We start from the raw sequence: 22,723 nt of genomic DNA on the forward strand, positions 1-22,723 counted from the left end.
GGGGCAATCGGCTATTGCGCCTGGCTCACCGACGACATGTGGAAGTCGGGGATGCGCAGCGACGGCATGGCCGCCCGGGTGGCCCAGTCGCCCCATTCCCGCGGCAGCGTGGGCTCGCTGGCCCCGGCCTCGGTGGCCCGGCGCAGCAGGTCGAGCGGGCTCTCGTTGAACCGGAAGTTGTTAACGGCCGCGGTCACCTCGCCGTCCTCGATGAGGTACACGCCGTCACGGGTCAGGCCGGTCAGCAGCAGCGTCGTGGGGTCGACCTCGCGGATGTACCACAGCGTGGTCAGCAGCAGGCCGCGCTCGGTCCCGGCGATCATGTCGGCGAGGTCGGCCGAGCCGCCCGTCATCACCAGGTTGTCCGCGGCGACAGCGACCGGCGCGTCGAACTTCGCGGCGGTGGCGCGCGGGTAGGCCAGCGCGTTGATCACCCCATCGCGGATCCAGTCCACCTGGCCGATCTCCATGCCGTTGTCGAACACCGACACCGTCTCCGAGGAGCTGTTCACCGCGACGAACGGCGTGCACGCCAGGCCCGGCGCCATCGGATCGGAGAATAGCGTCAGTGGCAGGTCGGTGAGCCGCTCCCCCACCCGGGTCCCGCCGCCCGGCGCCGAGAACGCGGTGCGACCCTCCTGCGCGGCGCGCCCGGACATCGACCAGGCGAGGCAGATCATCATGTCGGCCACCGTGGAGGGCGGCATGATCGTCTCGTAACGCCCCGCGGGCAGATCGACGCGGCGCTCGGCCCAGCCCAGTCGCGTCGACAGGTCGTCGAGCAGCGAATCCGTCGGCACATCAACGAAATCGGGCGTGCCGACACCCGCCCAGGCGCTCGCGTCGCCGCGCTTGGCGTTGATCTCGACCGCGCCGGTGGGCTGCGTGTACCGCCGGCGCAGACCGGTCGACGACGCCAGGAACGTCGTCGACACGCTGTGGTGCGCAAAGCCGTACAGCCGGTTGGCGCCTTTGAATCCCCGGCTCAGTGAGTCGGCGACGTCGGCGAACACCAGCGGCCCGGTGCCCGGCACGGGCGCGTCCCAGTCGGCGGGCACCCCGGCGTCGGCCAGCAGCGGCGCGGCGTCGCCGGCCTCCGGCGCGCCGTGCGCGGCGTCCTGCGAGGCCGCCACCAGGCCGGGGATCACCCGCGGATCGACCTCGGCCGACACCACCGTGCCGATCTGCGCGGTATCACCTTGACGCACCACGGAAATCACCGCGATGCTGCGGTTCACCGACACCCCGTTGGTGGTCATCGAATTGCCGGCCCAGCGCAGCGTCGCCTCGACGCGGTCGGTGACCAGCACCAGGGTCTCGCTGGCGCCGCCGAGCTTGGCGGCCTCCTCCAGCACGAGGTTGACGACGTGTTGCGGGGTGATCATCGGCCGCCCTCGGTCCGGGTGTTGAGCACGTTGACGCCGCGGAACAACGCCGATGGGCAGCCGTGGCTTACCGGGGCGACCTGCCCGGGCTGGGCTTTGCCGCAGTTGAACGCCCCTCCGAGCCGCCAGGTGGACGGTCCGCCCACCGCTTCCATGGAGTTCCAGAAGTCGGTGGTGGTGGCCTGGTAGGCCACGTCGCGCAGCTGGCCGTCGAGGCGGCCGTCGCGGATGCGGAAGAATCGCTGGCCGGTGAATTGGAAGTTGTACCGCTGCATGTCGATCGACCACGACTTGTCGCCCACGATGTAGATGCCGTCCTCGACCCGGCCGATCAAATCGGCGGTGCTGATGTCCTCGGGCGCCGGCTGCAGCGACACGTTGGCCATCCGCTGGATCGGCACGTGGTGCGGCGAGTCGGCGTACGAGCAGCCGTTGGACCGCGACTGCCCCAGCCGCGGCGCGAACACCCGGTCCAGCTGGTAGCCAACAAAGATGCCGTCGCGCACCAGGTCCCAGCTCTGCGCGGCCACCCCCTCGTCGTCGTAACCGATGCTGGCCAGGCCGTGTTGCACGGTGCGGTCGGCGGTCACGTTCATCACCGGCGACCCGTACCGCATGGTCCCCAGCTTGTCGGGCGTGGCGAACGAGGTGCCGGCGTAGGCGGCCTCGTAGCCGATCGCGCGGTCATATTCCGTTGCGTGGCCAATCGATTCGTGGATGGTCAGCCACAGGTTGCTGGGGTCGATCACCAGGTCGGTGGGCCCCGCCGTCACGCTGGGCGCCTTCACCTTCTCGGCGAGGAACGTCGGCAGCTGCGCGAGCTCGTCGGTCCAGTTCCACACCTCGTCGCCGGCCAGCGCCTCCCAGCCGCGCCCCATCGGCGGCGCCAGCGTGCGCATCGAATCGAAGGTGCCCGCCGCGGCGTCGACTGTCACCGCCTCCAGCGACGGCAGCACCCGCACCCGCTGCTGGGTGATCGACGACCCGAACGTGTCCGCATAGAACGTCTGCTCCTTGACGGCGTGCAGCCCGGCCGAGACGTGGTCGACGCCGTCGGCCCCCAGCAGCCGGCCGGAATACTCCTCGAGCACGGCGATCTTCTCGGTCGCGGGGATGCCGAACGGGTCGATCCGGTAGTCCGACACCCAGATGGCGTCGGCGTACACCGGCTCGGCGGCCAGCTCGACGCGCTCGTTGTTCAGCGCCGCCAGCGTGCTCGCCACCTGCACCGCGCGGCGCGCGGTCTCCGCGGCGACCGACGGCGCCAGCTCCGCGTGCGAGGCGAATCCCCAGGTCCCGTTCACGATCACCCGCACCGCCAGGCCGACCTCGCGGCTGACGACGGCGGTCTCCAGCTCGCCGTCGCGCAGCTGAATGGTCTCGCTGCTGATGCGGTGTATGCGCAGGTCGGCGTGGCTGGCCCCGGCCGCGGTGGCCGCCGACAGCGCGGCTTCGGCGAGCTGATGGCGCGGCAGGTCCAGGAAGTCGGCATCGATCCCCCGGTTCAGTGTCACGGCTACACCGTAACCACCGCGTGTTACCGCCCGCTTTAATACCTCCATGGCCGGCGCCGCCCGACAGCCCCGCTCCCCCGCGCTGGGCTACGCCCTGCTGGCCCCCAGCCTGTTCGGTGTGCTGGCCTTTCTGCTGCTGCCCATCCTGGTCGTGGTCTGGCTCAGCCTCTGCCGCTGGGACCTGCTCGGTCCGCTGCACTACGTGGGTTTCGCCAACTGGCGGTCGGTGCTGACCGACGCCGGCTTCGGCAACTCGCTGCTCGTCACGGCCGGGTTCGTGGCGATCGTGGTCCCGGCGCAGACGGTGCTGGGGCTGGCGGCCGCGACGATGCTGGCCCGCCAGCTCCCGGGCACCGGCCTGTTCCGCACGCTGTACGTGCTGCCGTGGATCTGCGCGCCCCTGGCGATAGCGGTGCTGTGGCGCTGGATCCTGGCCCCCACCGACGGCGCCGTGAGCACGGTGCTGGGCCACAGCATCGAGTGGCTGTCCGATCCCAGCTTCGCGCTGCCGCTCGTCTCGGCCGTCGTCGTCTGGACCAACGTCGGCTACGTCTCGCTGTCGTTTCTCGCGGGGTTGCTCGCCATCCCCGACGACATCCATGCCGCCGCCCGCACCGACGGCGCAACCGCGTGGCAGCGGTTCCGGCGCATCACGCTGCCCATGCTGCGGCCGACGACGTTCTTCGTCCTGGTCACCGGGATTGTCAGCGCGGCACAGGTTTTCGATACGGTCTATGCGCTGACAGGCGGCGGCCCGGCCGGCAGCACCGACCTGGTGGCGCACCGCATCTACGCCGAGGCGTTCGGGGCGGCGGCGATCGGGCGGGCGTCGGTGATGGCGGTGGTGCTGTTCATCATCCTGATTGGCGTCACGGCCATGCAGCAGCTCTATTTTCGGCGGCGGATCAGCTATGACCTCACCTAGCCGCATCTCGAACGCTTTGATCTACGTCGGGCTGACGGTCGGCGCGCTGATCACGCTGGTGCCCTTCCTGCTCGGCCTGCTGACGTCGTTCACGTCGGCGCACCAGTTCGCCACGGGCACGCCGCTGCAGCTGCCCCGGCCGCCCACGCTCGCCAACTACACCGATCTGGCCGGAGCCGGGTTCGGCCGCGCGGCGGCGGTGACCGCCCTCATGACCGCGGTGATCCTGGTGGGACAGCTGACGTTCTCGGTGCTGGCCGCATACGCGTTCGCGCGCTTGGAGTTTCCCGGGCGCGACGCGCTGTTCTGGGTGTACATCGCGACCCTGATGGTGCCGGGCACCGTCACGGTGGTGCCGATGTACCTGATGATGGCGCAGCTGGGCCTGCGCAACACCTTCTGGGCGCTGGTGCTGCCGTTCATGTTCGGGTCCCCGTACGCGATCTTCCTGCTGCGCGAGCACTTCCGCATCATCCCGAACGACCTGATCAACGCCGCCCGCCTGGACGGCGCCAACACGCTGGACGTGATCGTGCACGTCATCATCCCGTCCAGCCGCCCGGTGCTGGCGGCCCTGACGCTGATCACGGTGGTGTCGCAATGGAACAACTTCATGTGGCCGCTGGTGATCACGAGCGGGCACCGGTGGCGGGTGCTGACCGTGGCGACCGCGGATCTGCAGTCGCGGTTCAATTCGCAGTGGACGTTGGTGATGGCGGCGACGACGGTCGCGATCGTCCCGCTGATCGCGTTGTTCGCGGCGTTCCAGCGTCACATCGTCGCGTCGATCGTGGTGTCGGGGCTCAAATGAGTCGCGCGCGGGACGCCCAAATTGCGGTGAGGGCCGCGAACTCCCACGACCCACGACCACCCCGGCGATCTCGGCGCACACGGTGAGCAGGCCACGCTTTTCCACGATGGCCGCCGCGGCGGTCGCGCTCGTCGCCGCACTGCTCGCCGCCGCGGCGGTGCTGCTCGACTACTCCGGCACGCCGCACGGCAAGACGGTGGTGACGGTGCGCATCTGGGCAGACCAGATCGCCGCCGCCTACCGGCAGTCGTTCGAGGAGTTCACCAAGCGCCACCCGGACATCGACGTGCACGTCAACCTGGTCGCCTACTCCACCTACTTCAACACCCTGCGCACCGACGTGGCCGGCGGCAGCGCCGACGACATCTTCTGGATGTCCAACGCCTACCTCGCCGCCTACGCCGACAGCGGCCGGCTGATGCGAATCGACAGGGCGCCGGGCTGGGAGCCGGCGGTGGTCGACCAGTTCACCCGCGGCGGCGCGTTGTGGGGGGTGCCGCAGCTGACCGACGCCGGCATCGCCGTCTACTACAACGCGGACCTGCTCAAGGCGGCCGGCGTCGACCCCGCCGAGCTGAACGACGTGCGGTGGAGCCCCGGCCCCGACGACACGCTGCGCCCGGTGCTGGCCCGCCTCACCCTCGACGAGAATGGAAACGCCGCGGGCACAGCCGGTTTCAACCCGGGGCGCGTCCGGCAGTGGGGTTACAACGCCGCCAACGACCCCCAGGGCATCTACCTCAATTACATCGGCTCGGCCGGCGGAGTGTTCCAGCGCGGCGACCAGTTCGCCTTCGCCAATCCCGGCGCCGTGCAGGCCTTCCGCTATCTGGTGGGCCTGATCAACGACGACCACGTCGCGCCCCCCGCCTCCGACACCAACGACAACGGCGACTTCTCCCGCAACCAATTCCTGGCGGGCCGGATGGCGCTGTTCCAGTCCGGCACCTACAACCTCGCGCCGGTGGCCCGCGACGCCCGCTTCCACTGGGGGATCGCAATGATGCCGACCGGCCCGGCGGGCCGAGTCAGTGTCACCAACGGCATTGCGGCGGTGGGTAATTCCGCGACCAAGCACCCCGACGCGGTGCGCGAGGTGCTGGCCTGGATGGGCAGCGCCGAGGGCAACGCCTATCTGGGCCGTCGGGGCGACGCGATTCCGGCGGTGCTCGCCGCCCAGCCGAGGTACTTCGACTACTGGGCCGGTAGGGGCGTCGACGTCACGCCGTTCTTCGCGGTCCTTGACGGCCCGCGCATACCGGCGCCGGGCGGCGCCGGTTTCCCCGCCGGCGACACGGCCCTGCAGCCGTACCTCGACGAGATGTTCTTGGGCCGCGGCGACATCGCGACCACGCTGAGCCGGGCGCAGGCCGCGGCCAACGCCGCGGCACGACGCTGACCTCATTCGTTTCGACGCCGAATTCGACACCACCGTGTGGCCCACTCGCGGTTTTCCGCGGCAACGTCGATCTCGACGATGGAACACGGGCCTCGCAGCCACCGGCTAACCCGGCAGCACCAGCACAGGCACCGGGCTCTCGCGGATGATCTTGCCGCTGCGCGAACCGAGGAAAACCCTGCGGATGTCGCCACGAGGCCGGGTGCCCAGCGCCAGGATCTCGCCTTCCTGCCACTCGGCCGCCGCGAGCGCCTCCTGCCAGCTGCGGCCGGTCACCACCTGCAGCTCGACGTCGTCGCCGACCATGCCGTCGGTCTTCAAGCGCTGCAAGATCTCTCGCGCCTGCGACGCCCACGCCTCGAGGATCGCATCCTCGACGCCGAGCCCCACCTCGGGCGGATACATGGTCTTGCCGCGAACGGCGAAGGTGACGATCCGCATGGGCACCGCGAATTGCCGGCAGAACTCGACGCAGCGCCGCACCACGTCGAGTGTGTCGGGGGTGGCCGAGTAGGCGCAGGTGAGCCGCGCCAATCTGCCGGCGCCCGAGGGATAATCGCCGGGGCTGATCGCCACCGGCACGGTGGAGGCGTGCAACAGCCAATCGGCGGTGGAGCCGATCACCACTTGCCCGCGCCCGCCGCTGGGTAACGCGCCGAGCACCAGCGCGTCGGCGCTGACGTCCGCGACGACCTCGATCAGTCCCCCCGACACCGACCGGTGCGCCCGGCTGACGTAGCCGACGTCGATCCCCTCGGCGACGCCGTGCAGGTGGGCCGCCGCCTCCTTGGCCGACTTGGCGGCCAGGGTTTCCATCCAGCGCTCGTAGGGCGTGTCGCCGCGTCCGCGGGACGGTGTCAGCCACGGCTTGGGCACAACAGTCGCCACCGTCAGCGACGTACCCAGCGTCCGCGCCACGCGCAGCGCCAGGTGCAATCCCGACAACCCGACGTTTCCGGCCCGGTAACCGACGACGACGGTCACGGCACTTCCTTCGGGCGATCAGCATCATTGAGGGCGCTGTGGTGACGACCCCACAGCAAGTAAAAGACCAGCGCCGCAAACAGCCAGCCGCTGAACGCGATCCAGGTGTACCAGTGCAGGCTGGCGAGGATGTACCCGCAGGCCAGGACGGAAAGGATCGGCGTCACCGGGTATCCCGGCACCCGGAAGCCGCGGGGCAGGTCGGGCTCGCGCACGCGCAGGACGACCACCCCGATGGAGACCACGGTGAACGCGGTGAGCGTGCCGATGGACACCATGTCCGTCAGCTTCTGGAGCGGGACCAGCGCGGCCAGCCCGGAGGCCGCGATGCCGACGATAATCGTGTTGTCCACCGGCGTCATAGTCTGCGCGTTCACTCGCGCGAAGCGCGAGGGCAGCAGCCCGTCGCGGCCCATCGCGAACAGGATGCGGGTCTGGGCGTACATGCTCACGAGCGTGACGCTGAAGATCGAGATCACCGCCCCCGCGGCCAATACGGTGCTGGCCCAGCGGCCGTGGGTGACGTTCTCCAGAATGGTGGACAGCCCGGCCTCCTCCTGGCCCGCGAAGGCCTGCCACGGCTGGGTGCCCAGTGCGGCGATCGCGACCAGGATGTAGACGGTGGTGACGGTCACTAGGGTCGCGATGATGGCGCGCGGCATGCTCTTCTGCGGATCCTTCACCTCGTCGCCGGCGGTCGACACCGCATCCATGCCGATGTAGGAGAAGAAGATGGTGCCGGCCGCCGAACCGATGCCCGCGGCGCCCATGGGCGCGAAGTCCTGCAGGTGGTGCGCGTCGAACGCGGTCGACGCGATGATCACGAACATCACCAGGACGCCGAGCTTGATCACCACCATGATCGCGTTAATCCGGGCCGATTCGCTGGCGCCGCGGATCAGCAGCAGCGCGCACATCCAAATCAGCAAGATGGCCGGCAGATTCACGTAGCCGGGTTCAGAGTCCCAGGGCGCAGCCGACAACGCGTGCGGCAGCGCGAATCCGAACAGGTTGGTCAGCAGCTTGTTGAGGTAGCCGCTCCAACCGACCGCGACCGCCGCGCACGACACCCCATATTCCAGCAGCAGGCAGGCTGCGACGCCCACCGCGACGACCTCACCCATCGTGGTGTAGGCGTAGGAGTACGACGAACCGGAAACCGGCACCGCCGAGGCCAATTCGGCGTAGCAGATGGCCGCCAGCCCGGCCGCGACACCGGCGATCAAAAACGACAGGATCACGCCCGGCCCGGCCTCCGGCACGGCCTGCGACATGACGAAGAAGATGCCGGTGCCGACGGTCGACCCGACCCCGAACATGGTCAGCTGGAAGGCGCCGATGCTGCGCTTGAGCTGGTCGCCCCCGTCGGCGCCGGAAGCCGGACGGCGCCGCAACATCTGCTCGGTCAGGCCGATCGACGTCGCTGGCAAGTACCCCTCCTGTTGCTGGACCAGCTGATTATGGGCCAGCCTCCCACAACACCGCAGCGAACTGACGAACGGCCCAGTCGATCTCCTCCCGGGTGACCACCAGCGGCGGAGCGAACCGCAGCGTCGAACCGTGCGTGTCCTTGACCAATACACCACGGTCGGCCAACCGCAGGCTCATCTCCTTGCCGGTGCCCAACGACGGATCGACGTCGACGCCCGCCCACAGCCCGAAACCGCGGACCGCGACCACGCCGTCGCCGATCATGCCCTCCAGCCGTCCGTGCAGGTGCGCGCCCAATTCAGCAGAACGAGCCTGGAATTCCCCCCGCTCCAGAATCGAAACCACGGTGCTGCCGATCGCCGCGGCCAGCGGGTTGCCGCCGAACGTCGAGCCGTGCTCGCCGGGCCGCAGCACGCCGAGGATGTCGCGGTCGGCCACCACGGCCGACAGCGGGACCACCCCGCCGCCGAGCGCCTTGCCGAGCAGGTACACGTCGGGGACGACGCCCCACCGGTCACAGGCGAACGTGTGGCCGGTGCGGGCCAGGCCCGATTGGATCTCGTCGGCGATCAGGAGCACGTCGTGCTCGCTGCACAGTGCGCGCACGGCCGGCAGGTAGTCGTCCGGCGGGACGATGATGCCGGCCTCGCCCTGAATGGGCTCGAGCAGCACCGCCACCGTGTCGCCGTCGATCGCCCGCGCCAGCGCGGCGGCGTCGCCGAACGACACCGACCGGAAGCCCGGCGTGAACGGGCCGAAACCGCTGCGGGCGACCGGGTCCGAGGAGAAGCTGACGATGCTGATCGTGCGGCCGTGGAAGTTGTTGTTCGCCACGATGATGTTGGCCCGCCCGGCGGGGACGCCCTTGACCTCGGCGCCCCACTTGCGCGCCACCTTCAAAGCGCTCTCGACGGCCTCGGCGCCGGAGTTCATCGGCAGCACCATGTCCTTGCCGCAGAGCCGGGCGAGCGCGGCGCAGAACGGCCCGAGCCGGTCGGAATGGAACGCGCGGCTCACCAAGGTGACCGTATCCAGCTGCGCGTGCGCGGTCGCGGTGATCTCGGGGTTGCGGTGGCCGAAGTTCACCGCCGAGTACGCGGCCAGGCAGTCCAGGTAGCGCCGCCCATCAACATCGGTGATCCACGCGCCCTCGGCGCTGGCCGCGACCACCGGTATCGGCGAATAGTTTTGTGCGGCATGCCTTTCGGCCGAGGCGATGGCGGCCTCGGTTGCCGTGTCGGCCAGGATTGTCACGAATGCACCTCCAATGTGCAGCACTTCACCGACCCGCCGCCCTTGAGCAGCTCGGACAGGTCGACACCGATCGGCTCGAACCCGGCCTCCCGCAGTTGCACCGCGAAACCCGTTGCCGCGTAGGGGTGCACGACGTGCAGGCCGTCAGAGACCGCGTTGAGCCCGAACGCGTATGCGTCGGCGCTGGCGACCACGATGGCGTCCGGGAACAGCCGCTGCAACCGACGCTGCGCCGACTGGCTGAAGGCGGGCGGGTAGTAGGCGATCGTGCGGTCGTCGAGGACGGCGAGCACGGTGTCGAGATGATAGAACCGCGGGTCCACCAACTCCAGCGACACCACCGGCATCCCCACCGCCGCGGCGATCTCGGCGTGCGCCCGCGGATCGGTGCGAAAGCCATACCCCGCCAACACCGTTTCGCCGACGAGCAGCAGGTCGCCCTGGCCCTCGTTGACGTGCCGGGTGGACACGGGTCGGTAGCCGGCCGACGACATCCACCGCGCGTAGGCCGTCGACTCGCCGGACCGCTCGGCGAACCGGAAGCGGGCGACCACCGCCACATCGTTGGCGATGAAGCCGCCGTTGGCGGCGTAGACCATGTCGGGCAGGCCGGCCACGGGCTCGACCACGTCGACGGCGTGGCCCAGCCCCACGTAGGTCTCGTGCAGGTGCTGCCACTGTGCGGTGGCGAGGTCGACGTCGACGGGTGTCGTGGTGTCCATCCACGGGTTGATGGCGTATTCGACGGCGAAGAAGAGGGGCGGGGTCATCGCGTAGCGGCGGGGGCGCGGCGTCCGACCGGGGCGCTGCCGCTCCGGTGTCGCGACGGCGGCGGGATGGAGGTCCGTCATGAATCAACGATATTTTGGGCCATCAGAACAAATCAAACGACGCCTATTGCGTGTCTATACTCGATCCATTGCGCTGAACTCAAGAATTCAGAGATCTATTGCGTGAGTGCGGGGAGGATGATGGAACGGCTCGACGAGACCGACGAGCGCATCCTGGCAGAGCTGGCCGAGCACGCGCGCGCCACCTTTGCTGAGATCGGCCAGCGGGTGAATCTGTCCGCGCCGGCGGTGAAACGGCGCGTCGACCGGATGATCGACGACGGGGTGATCAAGGGTTTCACCACCGTGGTGGACCGCAATGCGCTCGGCTGGAACACCGAGGCGTACGTGCAGGTGTTCTGCCACGGCAGGATCGCACCCGACGCGCTGCGCGCGGCCTGGGTGGACATCCCCGAGGTGATCAGCGCCGCCACGGTGACCGGAACGCCCGACGCGATCCTGCACGTGCTGGCGCGCGACATGCGGCACCTCGAGATCGCGCTGGAGCGGATCCGGTCGAGCGCCGACGTCGAACGCAGCGAGAGCATCGTCGTGCTGTCGAACCTGATCGACCGCGCGCGGCCCTAGCCGCGCAACGAACGCCACCAGCGCCGCAACCGCGACGGGTCGGGCGTCGGTGGCCGCCGGGATGCGTAGGCCCACGGCCGGTTTCGCTCCGGAACCGCGGCGGCCCGGGCCTGCTTGAGCTGCATGCGCAGGTGCTGCCGCAGCTCGTGCAGAGCCGGGTCCGTCCACCGGTTCACGGCCTCCACCGGATCGGCGGTGAGGTCGTAAAGCTCCCACTGGTCGTCGAGCGGGGATGTCCGATACGCCTCTCCCCCAAGGCCGTTGGCCGCCAGTTGTCGGACACCCGGCTCGGTCCAGGTGCCCGGGTCGTCGAACGTGCGCACCAGCTTCCACAGATGCCCGGCGCCACCGGGGACGTCGTCGACGCGGAGCACCAGGCCCTCGAAGTTGGACGCCGTGTGAGCCGGGATCCGGATCCGCAGCGGCACGGGCGGATTGACCGTTCGCTTGAGGCGGCGCGCCAGCCCCGAGGCGCCGGTGTCGCCCTCAAGCACGTTGTCACGAGTCATCAGGTAGACGGGCCGCGCCTCGTCAGCGGGCCCACCCTCGACGATCGGCATGAGGTTGCGGCCCGGCAGCTCGTGCACTTCCGAGAAGGACCCGGCGAGCGTCGCCGCCACCGCGTCGACGTCGATACCGGCGGCCCCCAGCAGCGTCGGGACCAGGTCCACGTGCGACGTCGGCGCCGTCACGACCCGCGGCTTGGTGGCGCGCGGACCGATGCGGGCGATGACGAACGGAACCCGGGTGGCCTCGTCGTACAGGTTGAACCACTTCTGGTGCAGGCCGCCGTGCGCCCCCAGCAGGTCACCGTGGTCGGCGGTGCGGACCAGCAGCGCGTCGTGCGACCCGCTCTCGGTGACGGCCCTCCTGACCCGGTCGATCGGCCCGTCGACCTCGGCGTGCAGCCGGTAGTAGAGGTCGCGGTAGCGCTGCGCGTTGCGGTCGTAGGCCCGGTGGATGGCCGGCGCCGGGCCGTAGCCGGAGTAGTAGGCCTCGCGGAACGCGATCTGCGCTGCCGGCTTGGTCGACAGGTCTTCGTCCGCGGTGGGCGCCGGCGGCACCGGGGGCGGGTCCACGGGCGACGGGCCCAGCGGTCCGCGCCGCGACCACGTCGGAAACAGCACGATGTCATGGGGATTGACGAAGCTGGCCACCAGCAGGAAGGGGCGCAGCGCGTCCGCGTCGCCGGCGCGGCGGCGCGCGTAGCGGTCGGTCAGCCAGTCCACCACCCGGTCGGCGATCAGGGGGTCGCGGCGGACGCCGGCGTCGGCCAGCAGCGCCCCGTGCGGCTCCGGCCCCACCCATCCCGAAAAGCCGAACGGCCGCAACGGATCGGCGTCCAGATAGCGCCGCACCGCGGCGTGGTCGACGGCGCCGTCGTCGTCGTTGGTCGCCAGCGGGCGACTTGTCGCCGGGTCGATGAGGTCGGCGTGCGAGATGTGCCACTTGCCGTCGTAGTGGGTGTCATAACCCGCCGCGCGGAACCAGTTGCCGAGCGTCGGCACCTCGCCCTGCCGGAGCCAGCGCATCCGCGAGTCGTCGGCCGTCTTGCCGAGGCCGTCGGTCTGGGTGACGCCGTGCAGGTCCGGGTAGTGCCCGGTGAAGATCGTCGGGCGGCTCGGCACGCAAGCCAGCGAGCCGGTGTAGTGCCGGGCGAAGCTGACCCCGTGATCGTCGAACCACTTGCGCCCGGCCAGGATTCGATCCCGCCACGCGCGCACCTCGGGCGCCTCGTAGGGAGGCATCGCCCGTTCCTCGTCGGTCATGATGATGATCACATCGGGCCGGTCAGACACGGGCCTGCTCCAATCGGTTCGCGAGCCCGGCGAGCATCACGTCGGACTGTCGGGCGAGGTAGCGGCACAGCGCGCGTTCGACAAGCCGCTGCAGCCGGTGCGGGCCGATGTCGACCGCGCTCGTCAGGGTCGCCACGGCCGAATCGCCGGGGCCCGGCTCGACCGTCCAGCGGTTCGTCACCCGGCGCAGGAGGCGGGGCAACCCGTCGATCTCGTAGGCCAGCGCGCGGGGCGGGTCGAACTCGGTGATGCGCTCGACGAGGGCGTCGCGGCCGACCTGCACCCGGCGGGCCGTGCCGACGGGGCCGCCGCCGGGACCCGAGAACAAGACGCACGAGTGGTCGACGTTGCCGGCCCACGAGCTGATCGACCCGAAGTCCCCGAGCACGTCCCAGACCTTCTGCGGGCGAGCCGCGATGCGCCGCGAGCGCTGAATGTCGGCCACGCGCTCAAGCTACGCGACCGGTGACCTTCCCAGGATGGTTTTACTGAGTAGCGTGCAATAGCGTTTCGAGCGCGATCGCCGCGCCGCTGACCGCGAGCAGGATGGCCAAGGCCACCCAGTCGGCCAGCCTCGGTCGCGCCGGGTTGGCCGAGATCTGACCGGTGCCGCCGCGGGCGGTGATCGCGTCGCCCATCTCGTCGGCGCGGCGCAGCGTCACGGTGATGGCCGCCGAGAGCAGGTCGATGAGCTCGGGCGCGTGCCGCCGGCGGCGGGCCTTACGGCCCCTCGGGATCCGCTTGGGCCGCAAGCGGCGGGCGGCGGAAAGCACCTGGAATTCGTCGATCAGCATCGGGAAGGCCCGCAGCGCCAGCGCCAGCGCGACCGCCCACTCGTCCACCGGAATCCGCAAGCGCCGCAACGGCCGGCCCAGCGACGCCATCGCCGGGCCGATCTCGGCGACATTGGTGGTCCACGACACCATCGCCCCGAGCCCGAGCAGCACGATCGACAGCGCGGTGATGCGCAGGAAGTTCAGGCCGCCCCCAAGCCCGAGCTCGAGGCCGCCGACCGAAACCTTCGGGCTGCCGCCGGCCAGCGCCGCCGTGACGCCGCCGAGCGCGAGAATGACCCACAACCACCGGGGAACCGACGGGAGCGCGCCGCGGGGAATGTGCGCGATCCTGGCCGCCGCGAACACCAGCGCGGCCACCAGCCCGATCGCCACCCACCCGGGATAAAACGTCAGCAACACCGAAAAGCCAAATACGGCAAGCAGTTTGGTGCCCGCCCAGAGCTCGTGAATGGGCGAGGTCCCGGGCACCGGAACCAGCAGCACCACCGGGCGCGGGTTGCGCCGGGTCCGGCCGGGTGACGGGTCGGCCGACGTGGTTGTGGTCATGACATGCCACCCGTGACCGCCGAGACCGGTACCAGCACGCCGTTGCTCAGGTGCAGCGTGCGCGGGCACAGGCCTTCCAGCCCGACGAAGTCGTGGGAAATGACGACGACAGTCAGCTCACGGTCGCGGCGCAGGTCCTCCAGCAGGCGCAGCAACCCGCGCTGGCTGGCCGCGTCGAGCCCGGCCAGCGGCTCGTCGAGGATCAACGCCCGCGGCGAGCACGCCAACAGCCCGGCCAGCACCACCCTGCGCATCTGCCCGCCGCTGAGCTGATCGATCCGCCGCTTGGCCAGGGCGGGATCGAGCCCGACGACGCCGAGCGCCGCGGCCACCCGGTCCTCGTCGCGCGGCGAGAAGCCCGCCGCGGAGGCCACCTCCTCGTCGACGCGGCCGCGCATCAGCTGCAGCCGGGCCGCCTGGAACGACAGCGCCACCGCGCCGACCTGCTCGTGCGTGGGCTTGCCGTCCAGCAGGCAGGCGCCGGTGGTCGGGACGGTGAGCCCGGCCAGAATCCATGCCAGGGTCGACTTTCCGGAGCCGTTGCCGCCATGGATCAGCACACCGTCGCCCTGCTCCACCACAAAGTTGATGTCGCGCAGCGCGGTCTTGGCCCACGGGGTGCCGCTGCCGTATTCGTGCCCGACGTCGATGAGCTCGAGCACGGGTGCGTTGGAGCCGCGCTCGACGACGGGGGCCGAGGTCGGCGGGCTGGCGGTCTCCACCATGTCGGTGTTGTCCGGTGAGTCGCTGAGGTTGATCGTGCGGTCCGCGGAGTTCGCCTCGTTGTTGTAGTGCGTGATGTGCACGAGGGCGGTCCGGTGCCGCTTGGTGAGGCCGGACAGCACGCCGAGCAGGGCGTCGCGGCCCTGCTGGTCGACCATGCTGGTGACCTCGTCGGCGATGAGCAGCGACGGTTCCCGGGCCAACGCCGCCGCGAGCGCGAGCCGCTGCAGTTCACCGCCCGACAGGCTGCCGGTCTCGCGTTCGCCGAGTCCGTCGAGGCCGACCTCCTGAAGCAGTTGCGGCACATCGACGTTGGTGCCCGGCGGCAGACCCCAGACGACGTCGTCGGCGACCCGGGTGCCCAGGACCTGGCTTTCCGGATGCTGCAGGACGACGGCGGTGCCCCCGAGCTTGCCAAGGCCCACGGCGCCAGGACGCTCGACGGTGCCCGACGTGGGCTCGCGGCCGGCCAGGATCAGCATCAGCGTGGACTTGCCGGAGCCGTTGGCCCCGGTGATCGCCACGTGCTCGCCGACCCGCAGCTCCAGGCTGAGCTCGCGCAGCGCATCCTGGCCGGCGCCCGGATACCGGAAGCGCACGTGGTCCAGCCGCACGGGGACCGGGCCGACGGGACGGTCGGCGTCGGTGACCGGGGCGTCCAATTTGTGGACGTCGGGCACCCCCTGCATCCGCTCGAGCACGCGGGACAGCGCCCACCAACCGATCAGGGAGACGATCAGCACCGAGATGACGAAGTACACGAGGAAGACCCACGGCCAATGGGCAAGCCCGGCATCGAAATAGCGCTTGAAACCCGCGCCGGCACCCTGCAGGTGCACGTGGTTCATCGCGGTGACGAGGCCCTCCACGTTCGACGTCATCGCCTTGAAGATCAGGTGGCGGAGACGGGTGAGGACGGCCAGCGCGCCCACCATGAGGCCGCCGAAGAGGAGGCCGGCGATCAGGCCGGTGACGACCACCGTGGGTTTGCCGCGGCGCTTGCGTTTGACCGTGCCGGTCAGCCCCCCGATGTAGGCGCTGTTGAACACGGCCATGAACCCGCCCATCCCGGTGATCAGGAAGGCGATCACGCCGGCGGCAACCGTCGCGGCGATCAGCACGCGGAAGCGGTAGCGGTACGCGAGGAGGCCCATGGGCACCGTGCCCAGCAACGCCAGGCCCGCCGCGAAGGGGACGACGATGGAGATGATCGCGGTGACGGCGCACAGCGCCGCCATGACCGACGCCTGGGCCAGTTCGCCCGGCTGCAACGCCCCACGCCGGTGGCGCGAAGGCAAGGGGGCGGACGCGATCACTTCACCGATTCTGCCAGGCCGCAGCGCCTTGCCCCGGTAGCACGCTGTTTGGAGCCGGCGCGACACATCACTCTTCTCCCATAGCAAAGCTATGCAACCATGGAGGTATGAACGCATCCGCCGCGAACCGTACCGAGGGCGTCGACGCCGCGAACGCCCGGCAGGAGACCGCGCTGGGAGCGGACTTGCTCGCCGTGGTGGCGCGGGTGAACCGGCTGGCAACGCAGCGCATCCAGATGCCGCTGCCCGCGGCCCAGGCCAGGCTCCTGGCGACCATCGAGGTCCAGGGTGAGGCCCGCATCGGCGACCTGGCCGCCCTCGACCACTGCTCCCAGCCGACGATGACCACCCAGGTGCGCCGGCTCGAGGACGCCGGCCTGGTCACCCGGATGGTCGATCCCTGCGACGCCCGGGCGGTCCGGATTCGGATCACCCCGGAGGGGAAACGCACCATCAACGCCGTCCGGGCCGACCGTGCCGCCGCGATCGCGCCGCAGTTGGCTCAGCTCGAGCCCGCGGATCGCGAGGTGCTGACCGAGGCGGTCCAGGTGTTGCGCCGGCTCCTCGACAACGCCTCGACCATGGGGCGCCGCGGCGCCGAGTGATCTGCGCGCGCCCCGGTGGATGAAGCGCGGCCAGCGGGTAGACACTTGAGCTCTAGGGTTTTGGGGGCGGATTCGAATTTCCCGGCGCGATCGAGCTGACCGGTGACGAGAGGTGGCGGCATGCGGAGCGAGGCTTCTGCCCTTCCGGCCTCTCCGTTGACGGTGCTGGTCGGATCGGCGCGATACGTCTTCGCGCCGGGCCGCGACGTGCTCGTGGGTTACGGCCCGCCGTGCGACATCCCGCTGGAGCGGCTGGGCTACGCGGCCACGCGGCCGCCGGCGCCCCGCGTCGAGCTGGTGCTGCGGTTCACCGGACACCACTGGGTGGCGATCGAGCGGAGTCCGGTCGGGTTATTCGTCAGCGGGGCCCGGGTGCCGACCGTCGACATCCAGCACGGGCAGGTGGTCAGTCTCGGCGATCCGCAGCGCGGCCCGCGGCTGGTCTTTCAGCTCGGCGCCCCGGCGGGGCGGCCCCCGGCGCCGCCGCAGCGCCCCCCGTATCCGCCGCCGCCGCGGGTCGCGTCGCCGCCCCCTGGGCAGCCGCCTCGGTATCCGCCTCCCCCACCGATTTCCGGCCAGGCGCCGCGTGGCCGTCCCGACGCACCCGACGGCCCGGACCTGCGGGCTCCGACGGAGCGCGGCACCGAGCACATTCGGGTCCCCCCACCGCCGCCGTCCCAACGCGGCACCCAACCGGGGCCGGCCGGGCCCCCACCGTCGCCACCCGTCGCGCCCGCGCCACCCGTCGCGGAACAGCCGCCCGAGGCGCCGGCCGACGAGCAGAAGGGCCAGGGGCTGATCGAAAGGATGGTCACGCGCAAGTTCCGCGTCGCGCGGCCGTCCTTCCGCACTGAAGAGGGCAGCTCCACCTACCGCTTGCCGCTGCGGTCGGGCGCGCGGACACTCGGGGTCTCCGCGCACGGGCTGGGACTCACCGTCGACGGCCACGAGGTCCTCTCGGACATCTCGTTCACCGCGCGCCCCGCCAGCTTCACGGCGGTGACCGGACCGTCGGCGGCGCGGAACTCGGCGCTTTTGGCGCTGCTGGCCGGCACCAGGTCCGACGGCACCGGTCAGGTCACCGTCGACGGCCACGACGTACGCGCCGAACCGGAATCCATGCGCACGCGCATCGGGATCGTGACGCGCGACGAGTGCGTCCACGCCCGGCTCACCGTCGAGCGGGCCCTGAGCTACGCCGCCGAGCTGCGTCTGCCGCCGGAAACATCGCCGGAGCACCGCGAGCGCTTAGTCAACCAGGTGCTCGAGGAGCTAGACCTGACGGAACACCGGGCCACGCGGATCACCAAGCTGCCGCCGGAGGTGCGTCGGTGTGCGTCGATGGCGGTCGAGCTCATCACCAGGCCGACGCTGCTCGTCGTCGACGACCCGGGCGCCGGGCTCGACGCCGCCCAGCAGAACCACGTCATGAGCGTGCTGCGCCGCCAGGCCGACATCGGTTGCGTCGTCGTGGTCTCCGTGTCGCCGCAGTCGGCGCTGGGCGACCTGAACATGTGCGACCAGGTCCTGGTGCTGACCGCCGCCGGCGGCCCGGCCTTCCTCGGGACACCGCTGCAGGTCGAGTCCGCGATGGGAACCAGCGACTGGGCGGAGGTCCTCGCGCTGGTCAGCGCCGATCCCGGGGCCGCCCACCGCGCGTATCTCGCCGCGCGGGAGGCCTCCGGTGCGCCATCGCCCCCCGAGGCCGCGGCGCCGTGGCTGCCGCCCGCGGCGCTGCCGCTCAAGCGCCAGGTCGCGATGCTGACGCGCCGGCAGATTCGCCTGCTGTTCGTCGACCGGGTCTACTTCCTGTTCTGGGCGGTGCTGCCGTTCCTCCTGGCGGCGCTGGCCGTGCTCATCCCCGGGGATTCGGGCCTCGACCGGCCCACGCCGAGCAGCGACAACCCCCACGAAGCCGTCGAGATCCTGGCCGCCCTCAACATCGCCGCGGTCATCCTGGGCACGGCGCTGACCATCCGCGTCGTCGTCGCCGAGCGGCACGTGTTCCGCCGCGAACAGGCCGTCGGGCTATCGGCCTCCGCGTACCTGGCGGCGAAGGCCGCCGTGTTCAGCGTCGCCGCCGCGCTCCTGACGGCCGTCGTGTTCGCGGTGCTGGTCGCCGTCAAGGGCGGTCCGGTGCACGGCGCGGTCCTGCTGCACAACGCGACCTTCGAGCTGTACGTGAGCGCGGCCGTCACGGCCATCGTCTCGGCCATGGTGGGCCTCGCGCTGTCGACGCTCGGCAAGTCGCTGCGGGAGGTGCTGCCGCTGTTCGTGCCCGTCGTGCTGGCATCACTGTTGTTCGACGGCTGCCTGGTCCCCCTGGTGAGCAAGTGGGGATTCCAGCAGATCTCGTGGTTTGTGCCGGCGCAGTGGGGCTTCGCCGCGTCGGCGTCCACGGTCGACCTGCGGCGGGTCGACGACCTGGCCGCCAACGCCGAGATGTGGGCGCACTACAGCGGCTGGTGGGTTTTCGACATGGTCATGCTCATGCTCTTCGGCGCGATCGCGTCCGGCGTGGTGCTGTACCGGCTGCGACCCCCGAGGCGCGCGACCGGCGCCCCCTCACCGCATCGTGAACAGCAGGAACTGAGTGATCTGAGTCGGTGAGAAGTTGTTGTCGGTGACCAGCACCACCGACTGGCGGCCGTCGGGCAGTTTTGGGCCCAGGGTGATGCCCTCGACGTTGTCGGTGGGGTTGTCGGGCGTCCCCAGCCCCGGCGTCGAACCCAGGTCAGCGGCCAACGATTTGGTCATCGGGGTCAGCGCCGCGTGCTGCAGGGACGGCACGGCCGAGACGTCGGTCGCCGCGTCGACGTCGGCGCGGTAGATCCGGACACGCGGGGGCACCGAGTCGGACCGCTCCAACACCAGAAACGTCGTGTCGGACAGCGCGACGAGATCAGACACCCCGTTGAGGTCGGCGGGCGGCGGCGGGGCGTCCATCGGGTAGGCGTACTGCGCGATCGGGGTGCCGGTGGCGGCCTCGAACTTCGTGACCCTGGTCAGCACCTGGTGGCCGTCGTCGCTGGCCGGGCCGTCGTTGTAGCCGGGGTCCTCCATCGCGGCGAACACCCATCGCCCGTCTGGCGTCAGCGTCAGCCCCTCCAGCGCCAGGTTGCGCCGCGGCCCCGTCTGCTGCGCCGACATGGCGAGGTCCGGCGGCAGCGTGAACTGGCCCAGGTAGGTGCCGTCGAGCCCGGCGATCCGCACCCAGGGGTCCTCCAGCACGGGCCCCGCGGCGATTCGTTCGCCCTCCGAGGACCAATACAGGCGCTGCCGCCCCGGGTCGAAGGCGATGCCCTCCGGGTCCGGCGGAACGACGGGTGGCGTGGCGTTCAGCTGCAGCGGCCGGAAGGGCTGACCGGACTGGTCCAACAGCGGCCGGGTGCCGGTGAACGTCGCCTTGTCGATTCCCTTGGGGGACAACGACAGCTGCACGGTGTAGAAACGGGCCGGGCTCCTTTGGGAGCGGTCGTCGCTGATCACGTAGTACAGCTGGCGGCCGGCGTCGTAACTGATCGCCGACAGGCCGCCGATCACCGTGTTCTCGAAGGTGGCGTCGAACGGCACCTGCGACTGACCGAGATAGGCCAGCAGCGGGGGCTGGGCGGGGGGATGGCCCGTCGGGGTGCACGCGGTCGCGGCGAGGACGGAGCAGCCGACCGCCACCAGGTGGCTCATCTTGCGGCCGCCCCGCCGCCACCGACCCATACCTCAACGTTATCGGGCGCATTGGGCCGGTTTCGTCGACGTTGTTTAGGCCACGCCGCCAGCGGGTTACGGTCGGATTATGGCGCCAGAGACGAAGACCACTGCCGAACACTTGCGCGACGCGTTGGACGGGCGTTGGCGCGACGTGAAGAACCAGCTGCGGGCCACGATGAGCGAGGACCTGTTCCGCCCGCACTACACCCCGAACACGGTGATCGCCCGGACCAAGGTGGCCGAGCAGATGCGGATCATGGCCGCCTTCGGCGCCGCCGCCGACAACTTCCGCAAGGAGCACGGCGGCACCGGGGACATCGGCGCGGCGATCACCATGATCGAGATGCTCGCGATGTCGGACCTGTCGCTGATGGTCAAGGCCGGCGTCCAGTGGGGACTGTTCGGCGGCGCCGTCGAGAACCTGGGCACCGAGCGTCACCACGAGGCCTACGTCAAGGACATCATCAGCCTCGAGTTGCGGGGCTGTTTCGCGATGACGGAGACCGGCCACGGCAGCGACGTGCAGTCGCTGGAGACCACCGCCACCTACGACGCCGAGACGGAGGAGTTCGTGATCGACTCCCCCACGCCTACGGCCCGTAAGGACTACATCGGCGGTGCCGCCGAAACCGCCACCATGGCAGCGGTTTTCGCGCAGCTGATCACCACCGACAACGGCGAGCCGGTCAACCACGGCGTGCACTGCCTGATGGTCCCGATCCGTGACGCCGACGGCAACGACCTGCCCGGGGTGACGACGTCAGACTGCGAATACAAGGGTGGCCTGCCCGGGGTGGACAACGGGCGCATCGTGTTCGACCACGTCCGCGTGCCTCGGGTGAACCTCTTGAACAAGTACGGCGACGTCGCGGCGGACGGCACGTACAGCTCGCCGATCGAGAATCCCAACCGCCGGTTCTTCACCATGTTGGGCACGCTGGTGCGCGGCCGGATCACGGTGGGCGGCAGCGCGGGCGCCGCCGCCCGCGTCGCGCTGGACATCGCCACCCGATACGCGTTGCAGCGCAAGCAGTTCAGCGCGCCCGACGGCGACGACGAGGTGGTGATCATGGACTACCTGGTGCACCAGCGGCGGCTGTTCCCGCTGATCGCCAAGTCCTACGCCCTGCAGTTCGCGCAGAACGAGCTGGTGAGCAAGTGCCACGACATCCAGACCGCGGACGCCGTCGACGCCGAGGAACAGCGGGAACTGGAATCCCGCGCCGCCGGGCTGAAGGCGTCCAACACCTGGCACGCGAGCCGCGCGATCCAGGAGGCCCGCGAGGCCTGCGGCGGCGCCGGCTACATGGCCGAGAACCGGCTGGTCGCGCTCCGCGGCGACACCGACGTGTTCACCACGTTCGAGGGTGACAACCATGTGCTGACCCAGCTGGTGGCCAAGGAGTTGCTGACCGCCTATCGCGACGACATCCGCAGCATGAGCCCCGTCGAGTGGGTGCGCTTTGCGGCCAGCACGGTCAGCGAGCGCGTCGTCAAACGCACCGCCGCGGAGGCGATCATCCAGACCATCGTGGACGCCCGCCAGGACAGCGAGGAGGAGGGCAGCCTGTTCAACCGCGGCACGCAGATCCAAATGTTCTCCGACCGTGAGGAATACCTGCTGGCGTCCGTCGCGCGCCGGCTGCAGGGCAAGTCCAAGGAGATGTCCGCGTTCGATGCGTTCAACGCCGTGCAGGACCATGTCCTGCACGCCGCGTCGGCGCACATCGACCGCGTGGTGCTCGAGGCGTTCGTCGCCGGGATCGACTCCTGCGAGGACGAGGAGGCCCGTGAGCTGCTAGGGGTCCTGTGCGACCTGTACGCGTTGTCGGTGATCGAGGATGACAAGGCCTGGTACATCGAGCACCGGTACCTGTCCACCGAGCGCGCCAAGGCCGTCACCCGGGGCATCAACGATCGCTGTCGCTTGTTGCGGCCGCACGCGAAGACGCTCGTCGACGGGTTCGGGATTCCCGAGCAGTTGCGGTACGCCGAGATGCTGCATCCGGAGAACTTGCCGGTTTGACGCTATTGCGGTTTGGCGGCCCGTGGTGCTCGCTAGCTCGGAGGCTCGTGAACTTGGTGCGCCCGGCGATACGGCGTCTTGG

18 protein-coding genes are annotated in these 22,723 nt (G+C 70.3%); 7 read left to right on the forward strand and 11 right to left on the reverse strand.

Annotated elements, in window-relative coordinates; translation table 11 throughout:
- Window positions 1-11 precede the first annotated feature (11 nt).
- Complete coding sequence (locus tag SKC42_RS10210; protein WP_330964189.1) at window positions 12-1,385, reverse strand: TldD/PmbA family protein; 1,374 nt, start codon at window positions 1,383-1,385, stop codon at window positions 12-14.
- Window positions 1,382-2,899 carry a TldD/PmbA family protein gene (locus tag SKC42_RS10215; protein ID WP_330964190.1) on the reverse strand — a complete coding sequence of 506 codons (1,518 nt, stop codon included), beginning with the start codon at window positions 2,897-2,899 and terminating at the stop codon, window positions 1,382-1,384. The genes SKC42_RS10210 and SKC42_RS10215 overlap by 4 nt, the downstream gene beginning before the upstream one ends.
- Before the next feature lie 46 nt (window positions 2,900-2,945).
- Between SKC42_RS10215 and SKC42_RS10220 the strand changes: the two genes are divergently transcribed.
- The 3 genes from SKC42_RS10220 to SKC42_RS10230 all read left to right on the forward strand — a co-directional run bounded on the left by SKC42_RS10220 (window position 2,946) and on the right by SKC42_RS10230 (window position 6,034).
- Complete coding sequence (locus SKC42_RS10220; protein WP_330964191.1) at window positions 2,946-3,824, forward strand: carbohydrate ABC transporter permease; 879 nt, start codon at window positions 2,946-2,948, stop codon at window positions 3,822-3,824.
- Window positions 3,811-4,635 (forward strand): carbohydrate ABC transporter permease, encoded by an 825-nt coding sequence (locus SKC42_RS10225; RefSeq protein WP_330964192.1) that lies wholly within the window; start codon window positions 3,811-3,813, stop codon window positions 4,633-4,635. The genes SKC42_RS10220 and SKC42_RS10225 overlap by 14 nt, the downstream gene beginning before the upstream one ends.
- Before the next feature lie 82 nt (window positions 4,636-4,717).
- A complete protein-coding gene (locus SKC42_RS10230; RefSeq protein WP_330964193.1) occupies window positions 4,718-6,034 on the forward strand; it encodes an ABC transporter substrate-binding protein in 1,317 nt (438 codons plus the stop codon).
- Between the two features lie 105 nt (window positions 6,035-6,139).
- Here SKC42_RS10230 and SKC42_RS10235 read toward each other — a convergent pair whose 3' ends face one another.
- From SKC42_RS10235 to ddaH, 4 genes are read right to left on the reverse strand one after another with little or no spacing between them, the layout of a single operon-like run.
- Entirely contained in the window at window positions 6,140-7,018 is an 879-nt protein-coding gene (locus SKC42_RS10235) for a universal stress protein (RefSeq protein WP_330964194.1), read from the reverse strand.
- The gene (locus SKC42_RS10240) at window positions 7,015-8,448 is read right to left on the reverse strand and encodes an amino acid permease (RefSeq protein WP_330964195.1); all 1,434 of its coding nucleotides are present in this window, start codon (window positions 8,446-8,448) and stop codon (window positions 7,015-7,017) included. The genes SKC42_RS10235 and SKC42_RS10240 overlap by 4 nt, the downstream gene beginning before the upstream one ends.
- A gap of 28 nt (window positions 8,449-8,476) precedes the next feature.
- Window positions 8,477-9,703 (reverse strand): ornithine--oxo-acid transaminase, encoded by a 1,227-nt coding sequence (gene rocD / locus SKC42_RS10245; RefSeq protein ID WP_330964196.1) that lies wholly within the window; start codon window positions 9,701-9,703, stop codon window positions 8,477-8,479.
- The gene (ddaH, locus tag SKC42_RS10250) at window positions 9,700-10,554 is read right to left on the reverse strand and encodes a dimethylargininase (RefSeq protein ID WP_330964197.1); all 855 of its coding nucleotides are present in this window, start codon (window positions 10,552-10,554) and stop codon (window positions 9,700-9,702) included. Before ddaH ends, rocD begins: the two co-directional genes overlap by 4 nt.
- A 120-nt stretch (window positions 10,555-10,674) precedes the next feature.
- Here ddaH and SKC42_RS10255 point away from each other — a divergent pair, with 120 nt between their 5' ends.
- On the forward strand, window positions 10,675-11,121 hold the full coding sequence (locus tag SKC42_RS10255) for an Lrp/AsnC family transcriptional regulator (protein ID WP_330964198.1): 447 nt from the start codon (window positions 10,675-10,677) through the stop codon (window positions 11,119-11,121).
- Here SKC42_RS10255 and SKC42_RS10260 read toward each other — a convergent pair.
- The 4 genes from SKC42_RS10260 to SKC42_RS10275 are packed head-to-tail and all read right to left on the reverse strand — an operon-like array spanning window position 11,118 to window position 16,302.
- Window positions 11,118-12,920 (reverse strand): sulfatase-like hydrolase/transferase, encoded by a 1,803-nt coding sequence (locus SKC42_RS10260; protein WP_330964199.1) that lies wholly within the window; start codon window positions 12,918-12,920, stop codon window positions 11,118-11,120. The two genes, SKC42_RS10255 and SKC42_RS10260, sit on opposite strands and share 4 nt — an antisense overlap.
- Window positions 12,913-13,365 (reverse strand): SRPBCC family protein, encoded by a 453-nt coding sequence (locus SKC42_RS10265; protein WP_330964200.1) that lies wholly within the window; start codon window positions 13,363-13,365, stop codon window positions 12,913-12,915. The genes SKC42_RS10260 and SKC42_RS10265 overlap by 8 nt, the downstream gene beginning before the upstream one ends.
- Before the next feature lie 40 nt (window positions 13,366-13,405).
- Complete coding sequence (locus SKC42_RS10270; RefSeq protein WP_330964201.1) at window positions 13,406-14,263, reverse strand: energy-coupling factor transporter transmembrane protein EcfT; 858 nt, start codon at window positions 14,261-14,263, stop codon at window positions 13,406-13,408.
- Complete coding sequence (locus tag SKC42_RS10275; RefSeq protein WP_442932079.1) at window positions 14,260-16,302, reverse strand: ATP-binding cassette domain-containing protein; 2,043 nt, start codon at window positions 16,300-16,302, stop codon at window positions 14,260-14,262. Before SKC42_RS10275 ends, SKC42_RS10270 begins: the two co-directional genes overlap by 4 nt.
- A gap of 173 nt (window positions 16,303-16,475) precedes the next feature.
- Between SKC42_RS10275 and SKC42_RS10280 the strand changes: the two genes are divergently transcribed.
- Window positions 16,476-16,907 carry a MarR family winged helix-turn-helix transcriptional regulator gene (locus SKC42_RS10280; RefSeq protein WP_442932089.1) on the forward strand — a complete coding sequence of 144 codons (432 nt, stop codon included), beginning with the start codon at window positions 16,476-16,478 and terminating at the stop codon, window positions 16,905-16,907.
- Between the two features lie 120 nt (window positions 16,908-17,027).
- A complete protein-coding gene (locus tag SKC42_RS10285) occupies window positions 17,028-19,517 on the forward strand; it encodes an ABC transporter permease (RefSeq protein WP_330964203.1) in 2,490 nt (829 codons plus the stop codon).
- Here SKC42_RS10285 and SKC42_RS10290 read toward each other — a convergent pair.
- Window positions 19,473-20,621, reverse strand: a complete 1,149-nt coding sequence (locus SKC42_RS10290) for an esterase-like activity of phytase family protein (protein WP_330964204.1) — start codon at window positions 20,619-20,621, stop codon at window positions 19,473-19,475. The genes SKC42_RS10285 and SKC42_RS10290 overlap by 45 nt on opposite strands.
- Window positions 20,622-20,700: 79 nt before the next feature.
- Between SKC42_RS10290 and SKC42_RS10295 the strand changes: the two genes are divergently transcribed.
- Window positions 20,701-22,641: an acyl-CoA dehydrogenase family protein gene (locus SKC42_RS10295; RefSeq protein ID WP_330964205.1), complete on the forward strand. Its 1,941-nt coding sequence runs from the start codon at window positions 20,701-20,703 to the stop codon at window positions 22,639-22,641.
- Window positions 22,642-22,723: the final 82 nt, after the last annotated feature.

It is taken from the genome of Mycobacterium sp. 050134 (assembly GCF_036409085.1).
Classification (GTDB): Bacteria; Actinomycetota; Actinomycetes; order Mycobacteriales; family Mycobacteriaceae; genus Mycobacterium.

Excerpts from the sequence above, each read along its gene's own strand:
- SKC42_RS10225 (WP_330964192.1), top strand. The coding sequence starts at position 3,811 with ATGACCTCACCTAGCCGCATCTCGAACGCTTTGATCTACGTCGGGCTG.
- SKC42_RS10295 (WP_330964205.1), top strand. The coding sequence starts at position 20,701 with ATGGCGCCAGAGACGAAGACCACTGCCGAACACTTGCGCGACGCGTTG.
- SKC42_RS10290 (WP_330964204.1), bottom strand. The coding sequence starts at position 20,621 with ATGGGTCGGTGGCGGCGGGGCGGCCGCAAGATGAGCCACCTGGTGGCG.
- ddaH (WP_330964197.1), bottom strand. The coding sequence starts at position 10,554 with ATGACGGACCTCCATCCCGCCGCCGTCGCGACACCGGAGCGGCAGCGC.
- SKC42_RS10220 (WP_330964191.1), top strand. The coding sequence starts at position 2,946 with ATGGCCGGCGCCGCCCGACAGCCCCGCTCCCCCGCGCTGGGCTACGCC.
- SKC42_RS10210 (WP_330964189.1), bottom strand. The coding sequence starts at position 1,385 with ATGATCACCCCGCAACACGTCGTCAACCTCGTGCTGGAGGAGGCCGCC.
- SKC42_RS10255 (WP_330964198.1), top strand. The coding sequence starts at position 10,675 with ATGGAACGGCTCGACGAGACCGACGAGCGCATCCTGGCAGAGCTGGCC.
- SKC42_RS10285 (WP_330964203.1), top strand. The coding sequence starts at position 17,028 with ATGCGGAGCGAGGCTTCTGCCCTTCCGGCCTCTCCGTTGACGGTGCTG.
- SKC42_RS10270 (WP_330964201.1), bottom strand. The coding sequence starts at position 14,263 with ATGACCACAACCACGTCGGCCGACCCGTCACCCGGCCGGACCCGGCGC.